The organism is Lentibacillus sp., from assembly GCF_035301675.1.
Classification (GTDB): Bacteria; Bacillota; Bacilli; order Bacillales; family Amphibacillaceae; genus Lentibacillus.
Genome location: NZ_DATGTT010000076.1, coordinates 1 through 24,293, shown reverse-complemented (window position 1 = coordinate 24,293; position 24,293 = coordinate 1). Strand labels below are relative to the sequence as shown.

Genomic DNA, 24,293 nt, shown 5'->3' with positions numbered 1-24,293 from the left:
TATACTTTACAAATTTTTTATGCTGTATTCATTATATAAAGGTTTGATTTCTATTATCGATTGAATTATTCTTTAAAAGGATCTTATTAAAATTCGTTCTTATACCCATTGACTAATTGATTATCTGATTTCATATGGGGTGGATTTACATTGTTATTATGCGATTAAGTAACGGGAGTATGTAATAAACAAGGGGGAAAGTGAAATGAGATTATGAAAAGGGCTTTGGGATAATTTTCTCCATGACTGAAAGAAATAAGAATGGGGATATTATTTATAAAGCTATTATCCTTATTATTGGTTGAGGGAAAATTCATCCTTGCACGTTTGAGGTGTATGTAAAGATATCGATTTCCCTGGACAATACGCAATTTAAGAGTTCATTTATTGAAATGATCGGGCTGACAATAAACGATATTAAATGTTAGGAGATTTAAAATGAAGAAAACACTATTTATTCTAATAACAATTTTATTTTCAATAGCCTTGTACGGTTGCTCATCAAGTGGTGATTCAGATGGTACAGGTGATACAGGAAGTGAGGACAAGCCAACATTAACGTTTGGTGTCACAAACTGGACAAGTACCGTTCCACCAACGAAAATAGCTGGCAAAATTTTAGAAAACATGGGCTATAAAGTAGAAGAAACAAACGCCGATGCTGGCAGTGTTTATACGGGTATGTCAAATGGAGATATTGATATATTTATGGATTCGTGGTTTCCGGCACAAAGACAATATATTGAAGAGTACTCTGATTCAATCGAAAGTATTGCCGTCAGTTATGATGATGCAAATTCCGGAATGGTTGTTCCTAAGTATATGGAGGATATCAACGATGTTGAAGATTTAAAAGGCAATGAAGATATCGTCAATAATGAAATGTTTGCCATTGGCGCGGGTGATCCGGCAATGCAGGACATGGAAAAAGTTATCGATTTTTACAATCTGGATATTGAAATGACCAATTCCTCGGAAGCAGCTATGCTGGCAGCTGCTGAAGCAGAAATGGAAGAGGAAAATCCTGTTTTGTTTTATGGATGGCGGCCTCATTCAATGTTTGATAAATACGATTTAAAAATACTGTCAAATGAAAAAGTAACAGCCGAGAAAGGGTTGTTTGATGCGAGTTCTATTCATGTTATTGCCAATAAAGGATTGGAAGAGAAAGCACCAGAGGCATTCCAGTTTTTAAGCAACTGGAGTATATCCATGAAAGACATGGAACAAATGATAGCTGAAATTGACGGTGGTGCTGATCCCGATGAAGTCGCGCAGGCGTGGATTGATAACAATCAAGATAAGATTGAAAAAATGAAAAACGGAAATTAAGTTTTATTCAAACTTTCCATATGTGTCATTAGGTCATGACAAGACGGTCAAGTGCTTTGCTTGACTGTCAGTTTCGTGACTCCATAGTTGAACACATTTTAAAACGGGACAACTTAATCCTCGCATTAAAACTTGTAGAAAGAACTTTTATGACAGACAAGAGAGGGCCATGAAATCATGAAAATAGCGAACGATCCAATTATGTGGGAAGAACTCATCGAGGGAACGGAAGTCAGTGGCTTAGCAAAGAATGATCTATTCGCAGCCCCCGATAATGCTCAAGAGCCTTCAATAGAGTTTGAAGGTACTTTGAAGCTTGAGGGAACACAAATGGGAATGAATCCGGAGCCCAGTACAAACAAAGTACACGGCAAAGATATTACCTTTTTCCCGGACGTGTCTTTAGAATTTTTTACTGTAGATGACAAATATCTGGTACCTGTGACTCAGGATGTCATCCCAAACGGTACATTGGAGAAAGCAAAAAGCTACTGGGATATCATTGTCCAACCGGGGCGCGTTTGGAGCAACTTTGACCAGGATAACGGCTGGAATCGTGCGTCATTTCCATTTTCTCTCGTCAATCGCTTAGAAGGAGAAACGCATATTGGAATCGCCATGTTCCTTTATAAAGAAGATAACGTTTCGCATGTTCGATTTCAAATCGTTGCACAGACAGGTCCCTTCGATGTATCGGGCTATTTCAACGCCTGGGGAGTTACGAAGGCATCATATAAGCCTGGTGGAATCGATAATCTGGAGCATCATAAAAATGTTTATCGTCTTCATCTCGAAAACCGCTTTCCAACCGCCCCTCTCAATGAATTAAAAAAAAAGGTCGGGGACAATAATTTAGCGGCGTTTAATGGGGCAACAAACGCAGCGGAGGAAAAAAACGTTCTCCAGACTGGTCTCTTCTACGAGGGGGTGCTCTATCGATCGCCTTGCCATTTCGCTGCTGGACCATTTCCATATGGCGATGAAATTCGTTATGGCGTTTGGTCAGTGACCAAAACAGCGATGATGAACGTCGCGATGTTACGTTTGGCTGAGAAGTACGGGCGTGGTCTGCTTGATGAGAAGATTGCTGACTATATACAAATCCCGGAATCCCAAAAAGATTGGAATGATGTCACTTACCTGGATATGGCCAATATGGCTTCAGGACGCGGTGCCACCGTTGATGATCCAACGTGCTATTTGTGTGACTACCACCGATGGTATTTAGCGGCATCGAAGAATGAAAAGGTTACCGAATCATTAGACTATCCACGGGTATGGGAGCCCGGAACGAAGTACAATTATCGTGATCAAGATGCATTCCTTCTTGGTGTTGCTCTTGAAGAGTACCTCCGGAGTAAGGAGGGTGAGGACGCCACTTTGGACCAGTTGCTCATGAAAGAAGTGTACGAACCAATTGGTATATATTACGCGCCAGTAAATCGAAGCATCGAGGCTGATGGCTCATCTGGTCATCCGAGAATGGATTTCGGTTATCACGCCACACTGGACGACTTGGCTAAAATCGCTTTGCTCTATGAAAAGCACGGTAACTGGAGTGGCAATCAGATACTAAATCGTCAGTTGGTGGACAGCATTTTGCCAAAACAAGATCCTCCTGCTTTAGCCCTTTCCAAGGAAGAGAAGAATGAGTTTGGGCCTAAATATTATGCCATGAATTGGCACATTGAGCCTTATCGTTCACCGGAAGGATACGAGCTCTATCTGCCGAATATGAAGGGGTATGGCGGTAACCTTGTTACGCTCATGCCCGGCCATGTAGTCGGGTTTCGAATGGCAAACGCCTTAACAGCTTCGGATTCGGATGACTTTGATTCTACGGTGTCTCAGGCGAGAGTGGGCCACCAACTTGTATCTTTTGGCGGAGACAATGGCAAAAAAAGCAACAACAATTAGTGCGGTTGAGTAAGCTGTTTCTGTTTATCGCTGACTTGATTCTGGGATGCGTTTGCTGCAGCCCAGCGGAATAAACAAAAAACAACATAAACTTTATCAACTTTTCAATTTATAAGAATTATATGTCATATGCGCCTGTTTTCGTCGTATTATTTGATTATATACAGTGACAGGCCGTTTCGATTTTGGAAAATGGTGTGATAGGCTGCAGTCAAGATGGTTGAAAAAGGATGGTCGGAATGGTAAATAATACTGAACGAATTGATGATGTCAGAACGCAATTCATTGAGAAAATAACAGACAATATGGATGCCTTTGGTGCTCCTAAAAGTGTCGGCCTTATTCTCGGAATCATTTATATGAACCGGGAGCCGATGACGCTGGATGAGTTGTCTGCTGAAACAGGGATGAGCAAAACACGGATGAGTCAGGTTGTCCGGGAAATGATTGACATGAATATCACTGAACGTGTTTTTAAGAAAGGTTTCCGGAAAGATCTGTACCAAGTTGAAGAAGATTATTATCAGACGTTTATCTCACTCTTTACATCCACTTGGCAAAAAGCCATTAACCGGAGCCGTCACTTTGAACAGCGTTTGAAGAGGAAACTGGACGAGCTTAAAGAGCAGCCGGATTTGACGGAAGAGGATGAACAAGCGATTAATAACTTGCTGGCAGAACTTCATGAATGGAAGGAATATTATGATTGGATACGCCGTGTAGCTGAGTTTTTTGAAAGCGGCGAAATATTTGAGCATGTACCTAAAAAACGGAGGTAGTTTGGGTGCCTAGTAAAACTTCAGCCCGAGACTGGAAACTTCAGCCCGAGAATTGAAACTTCAGCCCGAGAGTGGAAACTTCAGCCCGAGAAACGAAACTTTAGTTACTTGGATCCGCAGTGGTTCAAGTTTTTTTGTTATACTAAAATTTAAAATTGAATTAATCTGAACGACAGAAAGCTTTTTGTGAAAAAATGGAGGTGCTTGCCATGTGTAATAGAAGAGAGGAAATTGTCGCTTACTTCAACCAGCTGGATCGCCGTTATTTTATGGAATCGAATACGAATGCTTCAGCTGCTGATTGTCCTGTGTCGATTGGCTTTGGCCAAACCATATCCCAGCCGACACTGGTACTGAACATGACCCTTGAGCTGGGTCTGCAGCCTGATTCGCGTGTTTTGGAAATCGGGACAGGTTCAGGATACCAGACAGCTTTGCTTGCAGCATTTTGTCAGGAGGTATATACCGTGGAAAGGCTGGAACCATTATATGATACAGCAAAAAAGCGGCTGGATGCGAAAGGCTTCACGAATATTCATTTCAAGCATGGCGACGGAAGCCTTGGGTGGCCGGAACACCAGCCGTATGACCGGATCATGGTGACCGCTTCGGTGAGCCGTGTTCCGGGTGAATTGCTGGAACAGCTGGATGCAGGCGGCAGAATGATCATACCTGTCGGGAATCATCGCCACCAGGAATTACGAATGGTTGAAAAAGACGACAATGGAAAGGTGACATCTTCCGTATTGGAAGGCGTGGCCTTTGTCAGACTGAAGGGGAAGTATGAATAGGTGGAGATGTCTGGATATTCTTGTGAATAAAGGAACATTGCTTCACTTATGTATTGTATACTAATGAGTGATAAGAATATTTTACCAAACGATGAAGCGAGCATCGTAACAGGAGGCTTTATAAGTGAAATATTTTATAAGCTTTCTCTTGATACTTTCCATTGTTACATTAGGGGGTTGTGGAATGGGGCAGGATCAAAACAAAAAACCATCGGAAATGAATCCGGAAGATTTGCCTGATGTCAGGGCATTTAGTGATGAATTTACGCTCGATTTTTTACAATCCACAGAGGAAACAAGAGATGGATATTATCCGTTTTTATCCGGAACCGGGAATTATAAGGTGGACTTTCCGGCAGAAGGTGAAATTGATGAAAGAATGTATTCTATAAAGGAAAAGAGGCATGAGGAAGTCCCGATTTCTATAAAAGATGATACAGGTTTCAGTATGCAAATTACTTACTATTCTCATCATAAAGCTGATCAGATAAATTCTTATCTTGAGAACTTTAAGCTTTTAATAGGATATGATGGTGACTTCAGGAAACTAGAGAAAAAGAATCAATCCCTTTATTATACGGGTTTTGAACGCAATGGGTTTCGTAGTTATGCAGGTAATGTGCAAAATGAAAAAGGTACTGGTGGTATTGAAGTAGTTTATGATATAGATTGCAGGGATAAAAAAGAAAAAACCTGTTCAGAAAACAAACAGGATGATGAGGAACGTGTGATGGAATGGTTGGAATCAGTCCAATTTGTTAATGCGGGTGAAAAGTAACAAAAGTATGACTAAATACCTATTTTACAAAGAATTGAATTCAACTAAACATTGATCCACTTATGTATTGTATACTAATAAGCAACAAGAATATTTTACCAAACGATGAACTGTGCATCGTATCGGGAGGCTCCATTAGTGAAATATTTAATACATATTCTCCTTATATTTTTCATTATTGCACTGGGAGGTTGTCAAATGAATCAGGATCAAAACAAAAAACCATCGGAAATGAATCCGGAAGATTTGCCTGATGTCAGGGCATTTAGTGATGAATTTACGCTCGATTTTTTACAATCCACAGAGGAAACAAGAGATGGGTATTATCCGTTTTTATCAGGAACCGGGAAATATAAGGTGGATTTTCCGGCAGAAGGTGTGATTGGGGAAAGAGGATATTCCATAAAAGAGAAAGGTCATGAGGAAATTCAGATTCATATAAAAAGTGAGACTGGATCCATGATCAACATCATTTACTACTCTCATCACAAGTCAAAACAGATAACAGAAAACCTAAACGGTTTAAAGCTGCGAACAGGCTATGATGGTAATTTCAATAAATTGGAAAAGGATAACCAAACGCTTTATTATGCGCATTATAAAGATGATGTATTCCGAACTTATGCAGGTTATGTGCAAAACGAAAAAGGTACTGGTGGTATTGAAGTAGTTTATGATATAGATTGCAGGGATGAAAAGGAACAAATATGTGCGGAAAATAAACAAAGTGATGAGGAACGTGTGATGAAGTGGATGAAATCAATTCAGTTTGTTCATGAAGATGGGAAGTGAGTGCAATGAGCGAAGAGGTTATAGATACACAAGAGATGCGATTGAGGTTGATTGATTTAGAGTATAAGGATTTGTCAAAAGAAGAATTAAAAAAAGAAATTGAACGTATATATGTCGAAGAGTATGGTAAAGAACTTTCGGCTGAGATTGATGTATTTTCTTCCTCGGAAGCCAATAGTCTAGAAGGTGATGCGTCTGGTTATGACGGAACAGCCATTCATTTCCAGTCAAAAGAAAACAATATAGATGAAGTATATGTTATATCCCAGGGTACTCAAGGTTCGAAAGATTGGAAATACAATATGAAGGCGATGCTCGCTGGACAAGATATAAGTCAGGCTAATGCTACTTGGAAATTTGTAAATGAAGCAAAAAGAACTTTTGAATCAGGAGACTCTACTTCTGTTATTGGATTATCCCACTCGCTTGCCCATAACAATAATACAACTGCTCATTTATTATATAACTCGTTCGATGATATCTATAGTGTAAATGGTGCACAATTAAATTATTATCAGCTTTATAATAATAATGAGAAGTTTAAAAAAGCTGTAGATAAAAAGTTTTCTATCTCTATCTCAGAATCCCATGCAATCTATGACCTCGACCCAGATAAATTAAAAGCATTCGCCAAAGATTACTTTAAGGATAAAGGTGAAAACATCCACCAAATCATTTCCGAGGATGACCCGCTTTATGCGGTAAGTGGTGTACGCGGTTTTTTTACGCTTGGAGATGTGAAAATGGTAGACACGAATACCGATTATCCAGGGCTTCGGTCCATTATGGATGATATTCCGGATGATGTCGTAAAGGATTTTCAGGAGCTCGCCATCCAATATACAACTGCTTCCAATCGTGGTGGAACGGATGCTGCAATACAGGATATATTAGGTGTGGACATGAGGCTGGTCAATCAAATTGATGGGTTTTGGAGTGGGGCAGAGACATACATAACAGACCAGTCTGAAATTAATAAGATGATCGGGGACGTAAATGATAAACTGCCCCGACTTCTATCACAGATCAGATCGGTCACGACAAATGCCGATGTGATTTTCCAGCGGTTTGTCGATGCCGGATATATCAGCGCTAATCAAAAAGAGCTGCTTGTTACCGAATTTACAAATATTCAATCGAATTTAGACGGGATCCAGGAATCCATTTCAATATTGGAAGACATTAAGTTTTTGCCCAATTTATCTGGAGCAGGACTCGGTGGGAATCTGACTGCAGCTCTAGATATTAAAAATCATGTTGAAAATATCCAGAAGAGTTTTGATAAACTGGACACAAAGGAATTTCGTGCTCTATTGCAAACAATTGGCAGCGGCCATGATATCACAGGTGTATTGGAATCGATGAGTAAAGGGAATAAATCTTACTTAGGTACAGACATGGTTCTTACAGCAACCAAAGGAAAAGAAAAAATTCAGGTAAATATTTCAGCCGCTATGCGCATGTATGAAGAGGGAAAAAGTATACTTGACGACAAAACGACAGAGATTAAACGACTGCAGACTGCCATTGACCAGGAAATCATACAATGCTACAAAGAGGAACGAAAAAAAGTCATGAATAAGATTGATGATATGGAAGCAAATCCCAGCACGTGTCTTACCATCCTCAGAAAACATGTGTTTTTTTTCAGATTGGATAAATCAGTCACAAACGTTAACGTCCATGAAGAATTTTATCCCTTTAATCATAACAATATGGATGACAAAATCAGCCTGCTCGATAAAAGTGTGGAAAAAGGTCATACTTATCTTGATAACTATAGATCGGCTATTGAGGATTTATTTGACGAAGAAGAAAATATTGCAGCCATATTTGATGCAGTGATGGAGGGTTCTTAAATTGCGGGGAGATCATCATTCTATAACGGTTACTGAACAGTTGCTGGATAGTAAGGACTTTTCCGGTAAGAAAGGGCAGCTTAAACGACTTACTGAGAAGATTGATGAAAGCGATACAGACTTTTTTAAGCGCGTTGACTCAATTATTGTGAACGAGGACCAAAAGGGGGAAATTGTTGACTCGATGCTGGAAGAAACGAAAAAATTAAAGCGTCAAAATTCGGATTTAATAGAGGAAGTCAACCAGCAAATCAATAAAACTGTAACGAAATTAAACGAGCAGGCAGATGAGATAAAAACACAGCGGATGACCCTAAGATACCGGGATAATATTTAATAATCGTTCCTGAGCTGCTCTTTTTGAGAATGCTAGAAAATTTAATATAAAAGGCGGGATAGATTGAAAGACAAAATCGGGTATGTTGTTCTATTTCTTGGTAATTTAATTCATACAATTATAGCGATCTATATGACAATATATGTGATAGTGCGCCTGAATGAAGGACTAAATACACCTGCATCTTACATTTTTGAAATAACTTTTATGCTTGCAGTTGTCATTGTCAGCTGGATTGCATATTACCGAATTACTTTCCGTAAAAATAAATCCTGGCTTCACTTTTATATTGTCCCGTTTTTAGTGAATATTTGGATTGGTTACCAGTTTGTGAAGGGCGTATTAATTGTTGATGTCGATGATTACTCCTTATTATTTTCTTTAAGTCCGTTTTTGCTGATCCTTTTTACCCCGATTCTCCTGTACATTGCAGCTTACATATTAATCAGGTATTCCAATAAAGCTAATTGAAGTCTAATGTGATGATGAAAAGGTCGATTAGTGGCTAATATTCAAGAAGTGAGCAAATAAGCTCTGATTGCCTTATGATTTGAATTGATGTTTATGGCATGGCTTGTGATGAGAATTCGGGGGGAGTATCTTGTTCCAACACGGATACTCAAGCGAAAAAGGTACCAAAGCGGTCGACAGCAGACAGCGGAAAGTTAATGGGACAAGAACAAGCTTTCAAAAAACCTGAAACCCAAACTTGTCGGGGTTTCAGAAACTTATCCATATCGGGATGACAGGATTCGAACCTGCGACCCCTAGCACCCCATGCTAGTGCTCTGCCAAGCTGAGCTACATCCCGTAAAATCAGACCAGTATCTATTATAGGAAAAATTCGATGTAAAGACAACACAGAAGTCATTCCTTGTTGATTGGTGCCTGTCACTTAACGAATTTTGTCGAAATGCGTTGAATGAATGATGGTATCGAAGTTTTCTGCTATCGTTTCTTACATCTATACTGCAGTCCTGTAAACATGATCATTTCCCTCTTGTCACACGGACATGCATTCTTATTTTCTCACCAGGAAAATGTTACACTAAAATAACAATCATGCAAATTAAGCTAGAGGAGCAGTTCAATCAGATATGAAGGTCGTTCAATTTTTCAAAAAAATATTCAGCAAAAAAACAAAGAAGCGTCCTGCCAAGACAAAAAGTGCAGCTGACAATTTGTTACGCTATTTTTTGGAGTTGGAGCATTATAATTTCATGGATGGCGGTAAACAAGTGATAACCAGGGAGAGTTTGCAACATTTTTTCCGCCAAGAGCCAGACTTATTTCGTAACGATTTTATCACTCAAAATGGAAACCCACTGAAGAAAATGGAGATGTTTCTCGAGTCTAAAGGAAAACAAATCAAAGGGAAATTTTTATTGAAGAATAATGCGTCATTGTTTTACTTGCCAGTGGCAAAAGAGGAAGTCATGCGTTATTTTGCTTCACTTGCAAATAAGCGAACATTCTTCCAAGACTTCAAAAAAGAGCCAGATAGCTTTTTGATTCATGTGAAGCTGGACCATATGTTGAAATTAGGTAAAGATGAACCACAGCAGAGTCCTGTTGTCATTAGTCCGATTGTGAAGTTCTTACTGCAGGACGGCAAAACGCTGGCGGATCTGAAAGACGAATTAGAGAAGGCCATCCAAGGTACGACAGAAGACGAATCGTATGGACGGATGGACAATGATTTGACATTAGATGGAGAAGAAAAAAGCGCCTTGTTAAAGGATTTGAAATTCATTCATATTCGCTATAAAAATTGGCAGAAGTTGAGTCAAGTCATCCATGGAATTCTGCAATCATACATTGCAGATGCTCATATGGCAGAAGATGGGGTCTTGCGGTTCGCTGCAGAGTCCTTATCTGATAAATATGAAATAATGACTTATGATAATTTTGTAGGGATTAACAGCTTTTATATAAACGATATACAAACTGTGCATACAGCATTACGTCAAGATCATTTTGGAAATGCTCTCAAAACGTATCTTGATGTGGATAGCTGGGATTCTGAAAAGAATATAAGGCAGCAAGTCGACTTTTTTGATAATGGTTCTGTGTCTGAGTGTAAACGAATATTAAGAGAGATGCCCCCTGCCAGATGGCCGTCAAAATATCCGCTTGGTCTTATGCAACAAGTCGCTTTAAATTTAATCTATGAGAAATATCAAACAGAGAAAAAAGGCTTTCTCTTTTCTGTGAATGGCCCGCCAGGCACCGGGAAAACAACTTTATTAAAAGACGTATTTGCGAATGTGCTCGTGGATAAAGCGAAGTTCCTGACAAGCGGAAGATGTGTCTTGAGCAAAGTGCAGTACGGTCCGGAAACAAAGGATACATACTATGCATTTCCTTCTCAATTAAAAGATTTTCGCATACTCGTTGTATCTAATAATAATGCTGCGGTGGAAAACATTAGTACGGAGTTGCCTGAGGATGAAGATCTGTTAAACAATGACTATACTTTTTTTGGGAAGAGTGGGTCTCAATGGGGAAACATCTCCTCAGCATTAGGTAAAAAAGCGAATATAGAATCCTTTTTTAGAAGCATGAAAGATATTTTAAACAAAGGGATTCCAGATATTAAAAGAAGCGAAAACAACATTCATCAATCAGAAGAACTTATTAAGCGAAACATTCAGTCTGCAGCATCGACAGAAGGCTTGGATGACCTGGAAAATGAGCAATGGCAAAAATCTGAGGTGCAATATGTAAATATTGACGAAGGAGATCTAGTACATTGCGATCGAAGCAAATTGTTTGGGCTTGCTATGAAACAATATGAGATGTTTATTTATGATCATTTTGAAGAAATCAAGAAAAATGTGTATTTAGCTGAGGAATATTTCACCGGCAAGCGAAATCAGCTGACAAAGAATATGGATAGAGAAAAGCACCAATCATTTATACAAGCAATGTTTGATACGATTTTCCTACTAAGTCCTGTTATTTCTTCCACGTTTGCTTCTGTATGCAGATTTCTTGAAGATCTGGAACAAGAAGATGTCGGTTGGCTCTTTATTGATGAAGCGGGACAAGCAACGCCACAGTCTGCGGTTGGGGCCATATGGCGATCCAAACGTGCCGTTGTAGTTGGTGACCCATTGCAGATTCCGCCAGTGGTTACGTTAAGTCCAGATCAATTAAAATTTATAGCGTCACAAAGTATAGGTATTGATGAGAACGAAAACTACTTTCATAGACTCACACGACCAGAGGCAAGTGTGCAGGAATTTTCCGATTTAAACAATCAATATGGTGGGAAAATGCCAGTTAATCAAGGGAGCGGCACATGGCTAGGCTGTCCGCTTCGAGTTCATCGTCGCTGTGCAGACCCAATGTTTACGATTAGCAACCGGACGACGTACCAGGGAAAAATGCTTTACGGGACAAACCCTGTTGAACTTGTAAACGATAAACTTTATACAAGCCATTGGCTGCATGTGCCAGGTGAAACAAGCCGCAAAGGCGATCATTTTGTAAAGGCACAAGCAGAGGAAGCATTTAAAATAGCTAAGGAATATAGGGAAGAAAACCCTCAAGGAGAATGTTACCTCATTACACCGTTTGTGAGCATCCGGCAAGGGCTGGAAAAAAAGAATGCTGAATTATCAGATTCAAACATAAAAGTAGGCACTGTACATACTTTTCAAGGAAAGGAAGCGCCACTCGTTATAATGGTTTTAGGAGTGGACGATACTGCGAAAGGTCCAATGCGCTGGGCTTCCGCGACACCAAACTTATTGAACGTAGCTGCAAGCCGAGCAAAAGAATACTTTGTCGTAATTGGGAATGAAAACACGTGGGGGACAATGAAATATTTCGACGTTGCATTAGAGGAATTAAAGTCACGTCAGATTTGATAAATCATTCTTATGACCTTAATTCGTTGACCATTTCTTCCGCAATAGCGGATTTTGCATAAGCTTTAGTGAACATACTGCGCGCTGGTCCCGATCGATTCATTGCTGACCGAAGATATGTCCGTGTCTTAATTTTATCCTAGTGAAGCTGCAGTGGTCTGTTGTAAGACGATTGATCAAACGTTTGAGCAACCGCATGATTGGCTTTCAGGGGCCTGCTTAATCACCTATGGACGTTCCATTTTATAAACAAATGTGCAGTCGTATAATGGAAGTAACGTGATGGAGGTGGACTGGATGACGATTGCAATCATTGGTGGCGGCATTGGTGGACTTGCTGTGGCTGCAGGACTGCATAAAATTGGTATTAAAGCGCATGTATTCGAGCAGGCGCAGTCGTTTAAACCGCTTGGTGCCGGCATTGGCATAGGAAGTAATGCGATGCTTGCCTTGGATCGAATCGGGATAGCTGATGGGGTGATAAAATCGGGCATGCCGCTTCATGAACAGCGGTTTTTGAACGGCGAATTAGACGTCATGAACAGGATTGATTTTTCTCGATTAAAGCAAAAATTCGGTGAGGAAACACTTACGATTCACCGGGCGGATCTGCATGAAGCGTTATTTCATGCGGTCGATCCTGCTCATTTTCACTTTGATTCACAGGTGACTGACTTTGTGCAACATGCCAATCATGTCACGCTGACTTTTCAGGATAATGTCACGCGTCATTTTGATTACGTAATCGCAGCTGACGGCATTCATTCAATTTTTCGACAAACGCTCGTGCCGGGCAGTGAACCGCGTTATGCGGGGTATACCTGCTGGCGGGGGATTACCGAAAATAAGGGGGATGTTCCGCTGCATATTTCATCGGAAGCTTGGTCCAAATACGGCCGGTTCGGCTGGGCTCCACTTTATGGCGGGGATGTGTACTGGTTTGCGTGTGTCAATGCGGCTGAAAACGATGCGTATTATGCAAAGCTGGATAAAAACGGGGCTGCCCGGTTATTTGCGCATTTTTCGCCTGAGGTGGAACGATTAATCAGCGAATCAAAGGATGCTTACTTTTTACATCATGACTTATATGATATTAAACCGCTGGATTCCTTTGTTTATGATCGCATTATTTTACTTGGCGACGCGGCTCATGCGGCAACACCGAATATGGGCCAGGGAGCCGGCCAGGCGATTGAAGATGCTTATGAATTAATGCGTGCCATCGATCAGGAACCTTCCATGGAAGCTGCTTTGGCACGTTATGAGACTAAGCGTGTTCGCAAAACAAACAAAGTCATTAAGCTTTCCAGACAAATCGGCTGGGCAGCTCAATGGCAGAACCCGTTATTGATCGGGTTTCGAAATACCGTTTTCCCGCTCGTTCCAAAATCATTGCTTTTTTGGCGGCTGACGTTTTTGTTTAAGTAGGTTTGAGGCAGTTGAGGGAGCGGGGCGAAAAACCTCGCTGACTTCGCTTGTTTTTCCTTCAATTCGTGTGCCCAGATGACTGCTTCCGGATCCCATACAGTTCCGTGATGAAAAATTCGCGCGACGCCTGCATGATTTCGCGCGACACGGCCAGAATATCGCGCGACACCCACACGAAATCGCGCGGCACACTCAGAATATCGCGCGATACACCCAAAAATTGCCTGCTGATTCGTGTATAAGCACCATCAAATCAATTGAAAGCAGCCACCACTCGAGGGAGCGCATTCAGTACAATTCGGGGGAAAAGCCTGCAGTTTGAGTTCCGTTAATTGTTATAGACAATTTTCTCAATGGGGGTCATATAAAAAACGGTTCAATTCAGAATGACGTTTCTAGTTGAATCGTTTTTTATGGACAACTGAATTGGTAAAAATAAAATGGTGTCTTGTTGCTTAATAAAGGATTATAATATAGAGAGGATAAAACTTCGTTCGGAGGATTTACTATGATTAAGCGCATCGCTGTTATTGTTATCATTGCTGTCATCACTTTTGGGATGGTTTTCCTGATTTTCAGGACCCCGGATAGTGATATGACTGATAAACAAGCGGCCAAGCAACCCAGGAAAGCTTCGCCGGCTGCTGAAAATAAACAGGTGCCGGAGTTGGGTGTGAACGGTATGACCCTAGATGAAAAAATTGGCCAAATGATTTTTAGCGGGGTCAATGGAACGGAAATGACTGCTGAGACAAAGGAAATCATCGATACGTATCATGTTGGCGGGATTATTTTATTTGGCGATAATATTGAAAGTAAAAAGCAAACTGTCAGCTTTTTAAATGATATGAAAGCTGTGAATGCAGATAATCCTTTTCCGTTATTGCTGGGTGTTGATGAAGAAGGAGGCAGTGTGACAAGGATGCCTGATGCGGTGAAAAGTCTCCCAACCAGCCGTTCGATTGGAAAACTGAACGATCCGGATACAGCATTCAAGGCAGGCACCATCCTCGGTGAACAGATGCAAGCACTCGGTTTTAATTTGGATTTCGCACCTGTTCTTGATATTAATAGTAATCCGGATAATCCTGTTATCGGCGATCGATCATTTGGCAGCAATCCGGAGGTCGTCTCGAGAATGGGCATTCAGACGATGAAAGGAATTCAAAGCGAAGGGATTATTTCGGTGATAAAACATTTTCCAGGACACGGAGATACTGGTGTGGATTCCCACTTGGAACTCCCAAAAGTTGATAAAAGCCGCAAAAAGTTGTCCGAAATGGAGCTCGTACCGTTTAAAAAAGCCATTTCGAAAGGTGCAGATGTTAGCATGATTGCTCATATCCTGCTGCCGCAAATCGACACAAAACACCCTGCATCTATGTCGAAAAAAGTGATAACGGGGATTTTACGCGAAGATCTCGGTTTTGATGGTGTGGTGATCACCGATGACTTAACGATGGAGGCGATTACGAATCATTATAATGTCGCTGATGCAGCGGTTCAGACCGTAAAGGCGGGCGGCGATTTATTGCTTGTTGCCCATGATCCGGATTTGGTTGCCGCTGTTTTTAATAAATTGAAAGCGGCTGTTGAGAATGGAGAAATAAGCGAGGAACGGATTAACGAAAGTGTGGAACGGATTACGCGGTTGAAGGCAAAATACAATCTGTCGAACGAAAAGACGTCAGTACCCAATGTTCAATCAATCAACGATAAAGTGGAGGACATATTGCAAAAGGTATCTTGGTAAGGTGCCTGTCACCGCCCGAAACCGCTCGAATTTTGTCGAATGCAATTTCAGTGTTGGTTTCATTTTTGAAAAGTGTCTATTTAATTGTTCGCTTGCTGAATCATCCTGTGACATGTGATATGGTGTAGGGATAGATGCTAGGGTTTAGATATAAAGGAGGCAGACGGGATGAATGCATCGAATCTATCACGTTTTCATAGACGTTTAATTGTGGCGATTACATTATCGGCCTCTTTTTTATCTGTTCTGACGCAATTTCTGCTCATTACGGCTTTTCCAAAAATCATGCACGAGTTTGCGATCAACTCGACTGATGTGCAATGGCTGACAACCGGTTATATGTTAACAATCGCCGTTTTGATCCCGATAACGGCTTATTTTATTGATACATTTAAAACCCGGAATCTGATGATGAGTGCTATGTTGTTGTTTTTAATCGGTACATTGATTTGTTTAGTGGCACCTTCTTTCCCCATCCTGCTTGTAGGCCGCGTTTTTCAGGGGATGGGCTCAGGTATTATGATCCCGCTCATGCAGACGATTTTGTTCCTGATGTATCCCAGGGAAAAAAGAGGGTTTGCGATGGGGCTGGCCGGGCTTGTCATTAACGTTGCGCCCGCGGTTGGCCCGCCGATATCCGGTGCTTTGGTCAACTATTTCGACTGGCGTGCTTTATTCTTGTTAACCCTTCCGATCGCAGCATGTATTCTGCTTTTGGTTTTCTTGTATATGCGCAATGTTACAGAACAGCAAAAAACGAACATTGATCCTTTGTCCATTTTATTGTCATCCGTTGGTTTTGGCGGTATGCTTTATGCTTTTAATCAAGTAGAGGAGAACGGAATAAGTGATCCGGTAACGCTTGCCGGTCTGATAGCAGGTGCCGTTGCGCTGGTTTTATTTGCGGTTCGGCAGCTGCGGCTTTCGACACCCATTTTGGAACTCCGCGTGCTTAAAGTGCCCGTCTTTGCCCTTGTTGCGTTTGTTTCCATCCTAGCGTTCAGCTTGCTCATATCGACCGAGACGATTCTGCCGATGTATGTGCAGAACGCCCAGCAGCATTCAGCCTTTTTTGGTGGGCTGATTGTGATGCCCGGGGCTTTGACGCTCGCTGTCATGTCCTTGTTCGCTGGAAATTTGTTTGATAAATACGGTGGTAAAATCATTGCGCTTATTGGCTTTGTTTTGCTCAGTTTAAGCACACTCGGCTTTCACTTTATTCTTGAACTCGATACACCTTTCGTCATTACGATGGTTTTATTCATGGTGGCTATGGCTGGTGTGGGCTTGATTAATATGCCAATCATGACTGCCGGCATCAATGCGTTGCCTGATGAATTGATTCCGCACGGGACGGCGGTTATCAATACGGCCCGCCAATTTGGGGGATCGCTTGGCTTAACGTTTATCATCTCCTTTATCACCAGAGCTGCGGCGGGGACTGAGACTATGAATCCCGCTAATTATTTGTCCGGAGTGAAAACTGCCTTTCTGGTCGCTTTTTTGTTTGCCGTGACGGGATTGTTCCTCTCCTTATTTTTAGAAAAGAAGAGGCAGCCTGCTGGAGATAGATGACCAATATAGTAGGGCGAAACAGGTTAGCTTCCCTGGAAAATTGGTGGAGCTGTCTGGAAAACTTAAGTGTATATTTCAAAACAAGAGTTTCTGAACCGTTTTGATAGCATCATCACATGGGCGGGAGATTCGGGACCTTCTCTTTGCACAAGTCCAAATGTGAAAAAATTTCACCGAATGGAGTGAAAAAGTGTTATGGGTCGAAATTTAAAAATCACAGCATTTTGGCACTTTCACGTATGATCAATTCGGTTGAGATGACTATTTTTTTAGCAATCTCCCTGCCTTCCATTCGTTCGAGCAATGTATCCACTGCAGTCTCACCCATGTTTTCGGTAAAAACTCTTACGGTACTTAGAGGCGGATAAAGATGCTTGGAGACCGAAATATCATTAATACCGATGATACTGACCCGATCCGGTATAGCTATACCTTCTTCATGAAGCGCTCGCATGCTTCCGATCGCCATCACATCACTGCTAATTAAGAAAGCTGTTGGTAAATCGGTGCCTAATTCTTCAATTGCCTGTTTCATTAATCGATAGCCTTCGTCTACCGAAAATGAACCTATGTAAACAAATTGCTCATTATAGAATGCCTTTTCTTTCATATATTCTGCAAAGGTTTTTTCTCTTAAGTCTTCTTTGCCTCCAATAAAACCAATTTGCCGGTGATTTGCTGAAATAAGATAATCAATAATTTTTCGCGCAGCTTTCTCAAAATTGATAACGACTGAATCATACAAATCTTCATCAGGTGACTGGTCTACAAAAACGATGGCTGGAGAAATTCCGGTTAATTGTTGTACCTGTTTGGAATTAAATTTTCCGACCGCAATAATCCCTTCAATTTCAGCTGGGTTAATGGTTTCTAAGTTATCGAAAAAATATACTTCCGGATGTATTCCAATTTGTTTACAACGCTGTTCGGCTCCAAGTCTGATCGATAAATAATAGAGGTCATTCAGCTCTTCTTTTTCCGTATACCAGTGCACGATGGCAATTTTTTGCCCGGCATGTTTTTTAACTGGCCGTTTTTGATAAGACAATTCTTCAGCTGTCTCAAAAATCCGTTTCTTCGTCTCATCAGCTACGGACAATGTGGCATCATAATTAAGTACGCGCGAAACGGTGGCCGCTGATACACCTGCTTTTTTTGCGATATCTTTAATAGTCGCCAATGCAATCACCTTTTTCGGCAGTCAAAACTGAACGTTCGAATATGACTGCTATACCTTCGTTAAACTGTTATAAAAATGATCTAATTCAATTGATTTCCCTTGATTAATCCTGGATTCTTCGGCCGCAAAAGCCATTAAGTGACTTCGTAATGACGTTTCGGCGGAAGACAGGCTAGTGTTGTCTTCATAATGCTCTATATCACGCAAAAATGTCCGGACGATGCCAGTGTCACCACCGCCATGCCCGCTTGACGGGTTATCGAACTTAATAACCGTTTCGTGCTTGGTAAGAAAATCATAAATGGAAATGCTGTTTTCTTCCATGTTACCACGGATTTCTCCTTTTGTACCCATGATTTGGACGATGCGCGTTTGCTCTCTGGTAAAACCGCACATGCTGAATGTTGCTGTTGCCCCGCCAGCGAACTCCATATTGACGACCTGGTGGTCAACCACATTATTGTCCGATTGATATACACATTTTCCATAAGGCGTTTCCTGTAATGCTTTAATGATGCCCTCTCTTGAGTTGTCTTCTGTAAATTTTTTCGCCCAGTTTTTCCCTTCACCAAGATAATATCTTCCTGCATGAAACGGACAGTCAAATTCAGCGGGGCAGCCGTCCAGACATCTTTCAGGTGCATTTTTAGGCTTATTTTCTTCTCTAAAATGCATCAATGAACCATAAGAGCTGATCCGTTCACATTTTTCATCAATGATATACCTGATAATATCCATATCATGACATGACTTTTGCAGAATCATGGGACTCGACTTTTCTTTATTATTCCAATTCCCCCTGACAAAACTATGGGCCATGTGCATAATTTCCACGTTTTCATTAAGCTGAATGGAGGCAATTTTTCCGATTTGACCTTCCGATACGACACGTTTTATCGTTGACCAAAATTCCGTATAGCGTAAAACATGACAGATGGTTAGTTGTCGATTATATTTCTGCGCAGCATGTTCCATCTCAATACATTCGATTGGATCAGGAGACATTGGTTTTTCCAGAAGGACGTGATAACCGAGCTCTAATGCCCTCATCGTTGGTTCAAAATGCTGCCGGTCCATTGTGGTAATAATAGCGATGTCCGCAATTTTTCCCGTTGAAAATATTTCTTCCCATGAGGAAAAACAATTTTTCCGGGGAAGCTCATGTTCCAGCCTGACTTTGTCTCTTCTTTCTTCGTTGGGATCTGCCACAGCCTTGATTTTCAGCTCATTGGGGCGCTCCAGTGCATAGGGTGCATAAGCCCTTGCTCCCCGATCACCGGCCCCGATTAAAATCGCAGTCGTTGGTTCCATCATCAGATGCTCCTTTGTTCATTTAGTAAACTGTTTACTTATTATAATTAAAAAAAGAGGCGAAAAAGGTATTTATAGTACTAGTAATCATACTATATACCATTAATTTGTACAATTGTTAAAATCTAATTAATATTGAAAACGGTTTTGCTTTATTGTACAATACCGATATTAGTAAACATTTAGTAAATTATTTATAAAGGGGAGGAACATATGGGGAGATTTTTTAGAACGTTTGTATTGATGATGATTGGGTTTGGGGTGATTTTGTTCATATCAGCATGCACGGGGGATGAGGAGGAAGGTAATCAAGAGTCCAGTGGGGAAGAAGCTGATCAGGTTTTGAATCTGATTCGAAAAAGTCAAATCCCGTCAATGGACTCCTCATTGGCGACAGATGAAATCTCGTTTCAGTTTCTCGGAGCAACGATGGAAGGGTTATACCGTTTGGATGAGAACGCTAAACCGATTGAGGCAATTGCGACCGATCATGAGGTAAGTGACGATGGTATGCAATGGACGTTTGACTTGAGAGAAGACGCTGAATGGTCAAATGGTGATCCAGTGACAGCGGAGGACTTTGTTTATGCATGGCAGCGGGCCATTGATCCTGCAACAGGCTCTGAATACGGCCCATACATGATGGAGGGCGTTATTAAAAACGCTGAAGCGATTAGCAATGGTGAAAAAGATGTTGAAGAATTAGGCATTACTGCAAAAGATGACCATACATTGATTGTTGAACTGGCTAAACCGGTTCCTTATTTTGAATCGTTAATGACATTTGGCACATTCCTGCCTTTGAACAAAGAGTTCGTTGAAGAGCAAGGTGATGATTACGCGCGGAGTTCTGACAACCTTCTGTACAACGGGCCTTTCGTTTTGGAGAACTGGGAAAGCACAAGCGATTCCTGGAATCTGGCTAAAAACGATAGCTATTGGGATGCTGGGGAAGTTGAATTGGACAAATTAACTTATCGGGTGGTTAAAGATACACAAACGGCTGTTGACTTATATGAAAGTGGTAAGGTGGACAGGGCAGAATTGACGTCTGATTTAGTTGATCAGTATTCGACTCATGAAGATTATAGTACAAGGTCGAAACCAGTACTGTACTACTTAAAGATGAACCAAACCCGAAATGAGGCACTTGCAAATAAGAATATTCGTGCAGCCATCAGCCGGGCATTCGACAAAGACGCTTTAGCAAATGAGATTTTAAACGACGGATCGATTGCAGCGAATGCGTTAGTGCCTCAAGATTTTGCACCACTCCCTGAAGGAATGGATGTGGAAGGAGAAGAATTTAGAGACGTTAACGGCGATCTGGTTAAATATGATGTTGAAAAAGCACAGGAATACTGGGAGAAGGGCCTGGAGGAATTGGGCAAAGATTCCATTGAACTTGAATTCCTTGGCGGTGATACTGAAACGTCAAAAATCATGCAAGAATTTCTCGTAAATCAGCTCGAATCCAATCTGGACGGATTGGATCTGACATTGAAACAAGTGCCGGGTGAACAGAAACTGGAATTAGATGCAAACATGGATTATGACATTACGCTTTCAGGCTGGGGGCCGGATTACCTGGATCCCTATTCATTCTTAGGTCTATTTGAAACAGGCGGTGCCTACAATAAAATGGGTTATTCAAATGAAAAATATGATGAACTTTTAGCAGAGGCACAAAATGAACTCGCAACCCCTGGTAAGGAAGCTGAGCGCTATCGAAATTTCATTAAGGCTGAAAAAATCTTGTTTGAAGATGCAGCAATTGCACCGGTATACCAGGAATATGTTTCTCTTCTCGTATCTGAAAAAGTCCAGGGTGTTATCGCAAACCCAATCGGCCCAACGTATGAATATAAATGGGCTGAAGTGGCTGAATAGGGACAAGGAGGCAGGAGATCTGTCCTCCAGCCTTTTCCTTCAGTGCGGCACTTATTAATGGATTTTAGATTTTTAATAGTAAAGTGACTGCTGAATTTTTGATCGAGCGGAGGGTATTTTCATGAAGAAGTTCACAAAAACGGTATGGCTTTTCGTACTTAGTTTCGTACTTTTGATTACTTTGGCTGCTTGTTCAGATGAAAAAGCTGATAAGGATTCGGAAAATGAAGCCGGTAATGAAGAGGCAGGAAAACCTGAGCAAACCTTAGATTTGGTAAAGGATGAACAAATTACGACCATGGATTTAACAAAGGCAACGGACCAGGTATCATTGCAGTTTATATCTATGACAACAGAGGGATTGTTCAGGCGAGGTAAAGATGGAGAAAAGAAACCTGGAATCGCAACGAAAAGCAGTGTTAGCGAAGATGGCTTGAAATGGACGTTCCATTTACGTGAAGATGCCAAGTGGGAAAATGGCGATCCGGTTACTGCTCATGATTTTGTCTATGCGTGGCGTCGCGCAATCGATCCAGAAATCGGTTCAGAATATGGACCATACTTAATGAATGGAGTCGTCAAAAATGCTGAAGCAATCAGCAACGGTGAAAAAGATGTGGATGAATTAGGCGTTAAAGCAGATGGTGATCATACACTGATTGCAACACTTGAGCAACCGGTAGCTTATTTTGATTCGCTGGCCATGTTCGGTATATTCAATTATCCGCTTAATAAAGATTTTGTGGAAAAAGCCGGTGATGATTACGGAACCAGCTCTGAAAATCTCTTGGCTAATGGACCATATAAACTGACCGAGTGGGAGAGCACGTCAAACTCATGGAAATTAGTAAAGAACGAAAAATACTGGGATGCAGATGAGGTGACGATAGAGGAATTTAACTATAATGTAGCAAGTGATTCACAAATGGTGGTCGACTTGTATGAAAAAGGAGATATTGACCGGGCAAAATTGTCCTCGGACCTCGTTGATAAATATCGTTCCCGGGAAGAATTTGTCACAGTTCCTGAGTCGAGTGTCTATTATTTAAAAATGAACCAGGAAGGATCAGAAGCGCTTGCGAATAAGAATATACGCAAAGCGATTAGTCGGGCCTTCGATAAAGAATCCTTAGTCAATAATATCTTCAATGACGGTTCTATTGCTTCAAACGGATTAGTACCTAAAGAATTTTCCTATCATCCGGAAAACGGAAAAGATTTTCGTAAAATAAATGGTGATTTGGTAACATACAATGCGGAAAAGGCTAAAGAATACTGGGAAAAAGGATTGAACGAAATTGGTGAAGAGTCAGTTGAATTGGAGTACCTATCCGGTGACAGTGGGGATTCAAAGAATGTAAGCGAGTATTTGGCTAATCAACTTGAAAAAAATTTGCCCGGTCTAACTATTAAAATTAAACGTGTTCCGCTTGAGCAATTAACCAGTTTAGATAAGAGTATGGATTATGATTTGCAATTTACTGGATGGGCGCCGGACTATCAGGATCCTTATACGTTCCTCGGCATGTGGAAAACAGGTGAAAATACAAATAAGATGGGATATTCTGATGAACAGTATGATCGGTTGCTGGCAAAAACCCAAAATGAATTAGCAACAAAAGCTGCAAAACGTTACGAAGCTTTATTAAAAGCAGAAAAAGTTTTATTGGACGATGCAGCTCTTGCACCCGTTTACCAAAAAGCTACAGCAAAATTGGTTTCACCTAAAATAAAGGGTGCTATTACAAATGCAGTCGGACCGAAATATGAATATAAATGGGCTGAAGTGGTGAAAGCGGATTAAAGTGGATGGAATCTCCGGTTCAGGTTTTTCCGGTAAAAGGGGCACGGACTACTGTCACTTTTCGAAATTTGCCGGCATGCGCTGAACGGGGATCAGATTCCCGTTTCAATGTCCCTTGACAAATTCATAAAACATGTTATGGTTTTAAACAATTAAATATTTTCATCATTATTTTTCTTCTTATCGAGAGAGGTGGAGGGACCTGACCCTGTGAAACCTCGGCAACCAGCTTGTTGATGCCCGGTGCCAAATTCAGAGGAATGAAGATATTCCAAAGATAAGAAGAGAGTGAGCTGGATCGGTACATATCTAATCCCTTCTCTCTTCTTAGAGAGGAGGGATTTTTAATTGTTTGGGAACTATAAAATCCCGCGGTTATGGATAACTTTAATGATTTTGCGATGAGGATCGGGAGTTGAGGCTTGAGGTGGTTGAGCAATTCGCGCGACGATTGCTGATATCGCGCGGAGACCGGCAGATTTCGCGCGGCTCCCATGGAATTTCGCGCGACAGCAGCCAAATTTCGCGCGAGGACCGGCAGATTTCGCGCGAAGTCCACATGAAATCGCGCGGGATTTCAATCAGTGGAAATGAATCGACTCAACAAAGTTTACGGAAGGGGGAATGACAGATGTTGATTGCGATAACGATCTGGGTGGCGATCATGTTGTTTAGCGTGGTGTTGAACACGTTCTTATGCTATAAGGTCGAGAAGTCCGGCGTTAAACGCTGGGGTGCGACTGGTCGTCTGTTCAAATATAAATAAAAAGAAGGTCAGGTGATGTTCTATGATTTGGTACATAGTCGTATTTTGTTTTTACGTTATTTTTCTAGTGTGGGCGAATATAAAAAGCCTTAAAATCGCAGAATCCATCGATGATTATGCCATCGG

The 24,293-nt window shown here is 41.2% G+C and carries 17 protein-coding genes, 1 tRNA gene, 1 pseudogene and 1 riboswitch; of the genes and pseudogenes, 15 read left to right on the top strand and 4 right to left on the bottom strand.

Annotation, left to right across the window (positions count from 1 at the left end; genetic code table 11):
- The first annotated feature begins 438 nt into the window (after positions 1–438).
- The 9 genes and pseudogenes from VK097_RS12955 (at position 439) to VK097_RS12915 (ending at position 9,056) form a co-directional block, all read left to right on the top strand.
- Positions 439–1,332, top strand: a complete 894-nt coding sequence (locus VK097_RS12955; RefSeq protein WP_324212228.1) for a glycine betaine ABC transporter substrate-binding protein — start codon at positions 439–441, stop codon at positions 1,330–1,332.
- A gap of 177 nt (positions 1,333–1,509) precedes the next feature.
- Positions 1,510–3,249 (top strand): serine hydrolase domain-containing protein, encoded by a 1,740-nt coding sequence (locus VK097_RS12950; RefSeq protein ID WP_324212227.1) that lies wholly within the window; start codon positions 1,510–1,512, stop codon positions 3,247–3,249.
- 239 nt (positions 3,250–3,488) lie between these two features.
- Positions 3,489–4,028 (top strand): GbsR/MarR family transcriptional regulator, encoded by a 540-nt coding sequence (locus tag VK097_RS12945; protein WP_324212226.1) that lies wholly within the window; start codon positions 3,489–3,491, stop codon positions 4,026–4,028.
- 182 nt (positions 4,029–4,210) lie between these two features.
- Positions 4,211–4,819 (top strand): annotated as a pseudogene (locus tag VK097_RS12940) (protein-L-isoaspartate(D-aspartate) O-methyltransferase); the annotation flags it as partial.
- A gap of 184 nt (positions 4,820–5,003) precedes the next feature.
- A complete protein-coding gene (locus tag VK097_RS12935; RefSeq protein ID WP_324212225.1) occupies positions 5,004–5,597 on the top strand; it encodes a YvcA-related protein in 594 nt (197 codons plus the stop codon).
- 198 nt (positions 5,598–5,795) lie between these two features.
- A complete protein-coding gene (locus VK097_RS12930; RefSeq protein ID WP_324212224.1) occupies positions 5,796–6,389 on the top strand; it encodes a YvcA-related protein in 594 nt (197 codons plus the stop codon).
- Between the two features lie 5 nt (positions 6,390–6,394).
- Positions 6,395–8,248, top strand: a complete 1,854-nt coding sequence (locus VK097_RS12925) for a DUF6792 domain-containing protein (protein WP_324212223.1) — start codon at positions 6,395–6,397, stop codon at positions 8,246–8,248.
- A gap of 1 nt (position 8,249) precedes the next feature.
- On the top strand, positions 8,250–8,585 hold the full coding sequence (locus VK097_RS12920) for a hypothetical protein (RefSeq protein ID WP_324212222.1): 336 nt from the start codon (positions 8,250–8,252) through the stop codon (positions 8,583–8,585).
- A 63-nt stretch (positions 8,586–8,648) separates the two neighbouring features.
- Positions 8,649–9,056: a hypothetical protein gene (locus VK097_RS12915; RefSeq protein WP_324212221.1), complete on the top strand. Its 408-nt coding sequence runs from the start codon at positions 8,649–8,651 to the stop codon at positions 9,054–9,056.
- A 266-nt stretch (positions 9,057–9,322) separates the two neighbouring features.
- Here VK097_RS12915 and VK097_RS12910 read toward each other — a convergent pair.
- A tRNA-Pro gene (locus VK097_RS12910) sits at positions 9,323–9,396 on the bottom strand.
- Between the two features lie 286 nt (positions 9,397–9,682).
- Here VK097_RS12910 and VK097_RS12905 point away from each other — a divergent pair.
- Together VK097_RS12905 and VK097_RS12900 are read left to right on the top strand one after the other, a co-directional pair.
- Complete coding sequence (locus VK097_RS12905) at positions 9,683–12,460, top strand: AAA domain-containing protein (protein ID WP_324212220.1); 2,778 nt, start codon at positions 9,683–9,685, stop codon at positions 12,458–12,460.
- Positions 12,461–12,757: 297 nt separating this feature from the next.
- Complete coding sequence (locus VK097_RS12900; protein WP_324212219.1) at positions 12,758–13,888, top strand: FAD-dependent monooxygenase; 1,131 nt, start codon at positions 12,758–12,760, stop codon at positions 13,886–13,888.
- A 58-nt stretch (positions 13,889–13,946) separates the two neighbouring features.
- Here VK097_RS12900 and VK097_RS12895 read toward each other — a convergent pair whose 3' ends face one another.
- Positions 13,947–14,105, bottom strand: a complete 159-nt coding sequence (locus VK097_RS12895; protein ID WP_324212218.1) for a hypothetical protein — start codon at positions 14,103–14,105, stop codon at positions 13,947–13,949.
- 291 nt (positions 14,106–14,396) lie between these two features.
- Here VK097_RS12895 and nagZ point away from each other — a divergent pair, with 291 nt between their 5' ends.
- A complete protein-coding gene (gene nagZ / locus VK097_RS12890) occupies positions 14,397–15,641 on the top strand; it encodes a beta-N-acetylhexosaminidase (protein WP_324212217.1) in 1,245 nt (414 codons plus the stop codon).
- 168 nt (positions 15,642–15,809) lie between these two features.
- Complete coding sequence (locus VK097_RS12885; RefSeq protein WP_324212216.1) at positions 15,810–17,216, top strand: MDR family MFS transporter; 1,407 nt, start codon at positions 15,810–15,812, stop codon at positions 17,214–17,216.
- Between the two features lie 214 nt (positions 17,217–17,430).
- Here VK097_RS12885 and VK097_RS12880 read toward each other — a convergent pair whose 3' ends face one another.
- Complete coding sequence (locus VK097_RS12880; protein WP_324212215.1) at positions 17,431–18,396, bottom strand: LacI family DNA-binding transcriptional regulator; 966 nt, start codon at positions 18,394–18,396, stop codon at positions 17,431–17,433.
- Positions 18,397–18,444: 48 nt separating this feature from the next.
- Complete coding sequence (locus VK097_RS12875; RefSeq protein ID WP_324212214.1) at positions 18,445–19,707, bottom strand: Gfo/Idh/MocA family protein; 1,263 nt, start codon at positions 19,705–19,707, stop codon at positions 18,445–18,447.
- A 213-nt stretch (positions 19,708–19,920) separates the two neighbouring features.
- Between VK097_RS12875 and VK097_RS12870 the strand changes: the two genes are divergently transcribed.
- Together VK097_RS12870 and VK097_RS12865 are read left to right on the top strand one after the other, a co-directional pair.
- A complete protein-coding gene (locus tag VK097_RS12870; RefSeq protein WP_324212213.1) occupies positions 19,921–21,597 on the top strand; it encodes a peptide ABC transporter substrate-binding protein in 1,677 nt (558 codons plus the stop codon).
- 121 nt (positions 21,598–21,718) lie between these two features.
- On the top strand, positions 21,719–23,401 hold the full coding sequence (locus VK097_RS12865) for a peptide ABC transporter substrate-binding protein (protein ID WP_324212212.1): 1,683 nt from the start codon (positions 21,719–21,721) through the stop codon (positions 23,399–23,401).
- 177 nt (positions 23,402–23,578) lie between these two features.
- Positions 23,579–23,685: riboswitch (SAM riboswitch) on the top strand.
- The last annotated feature ends 608 nt before the right edge of the window (positions 23,686–24,293 follow it).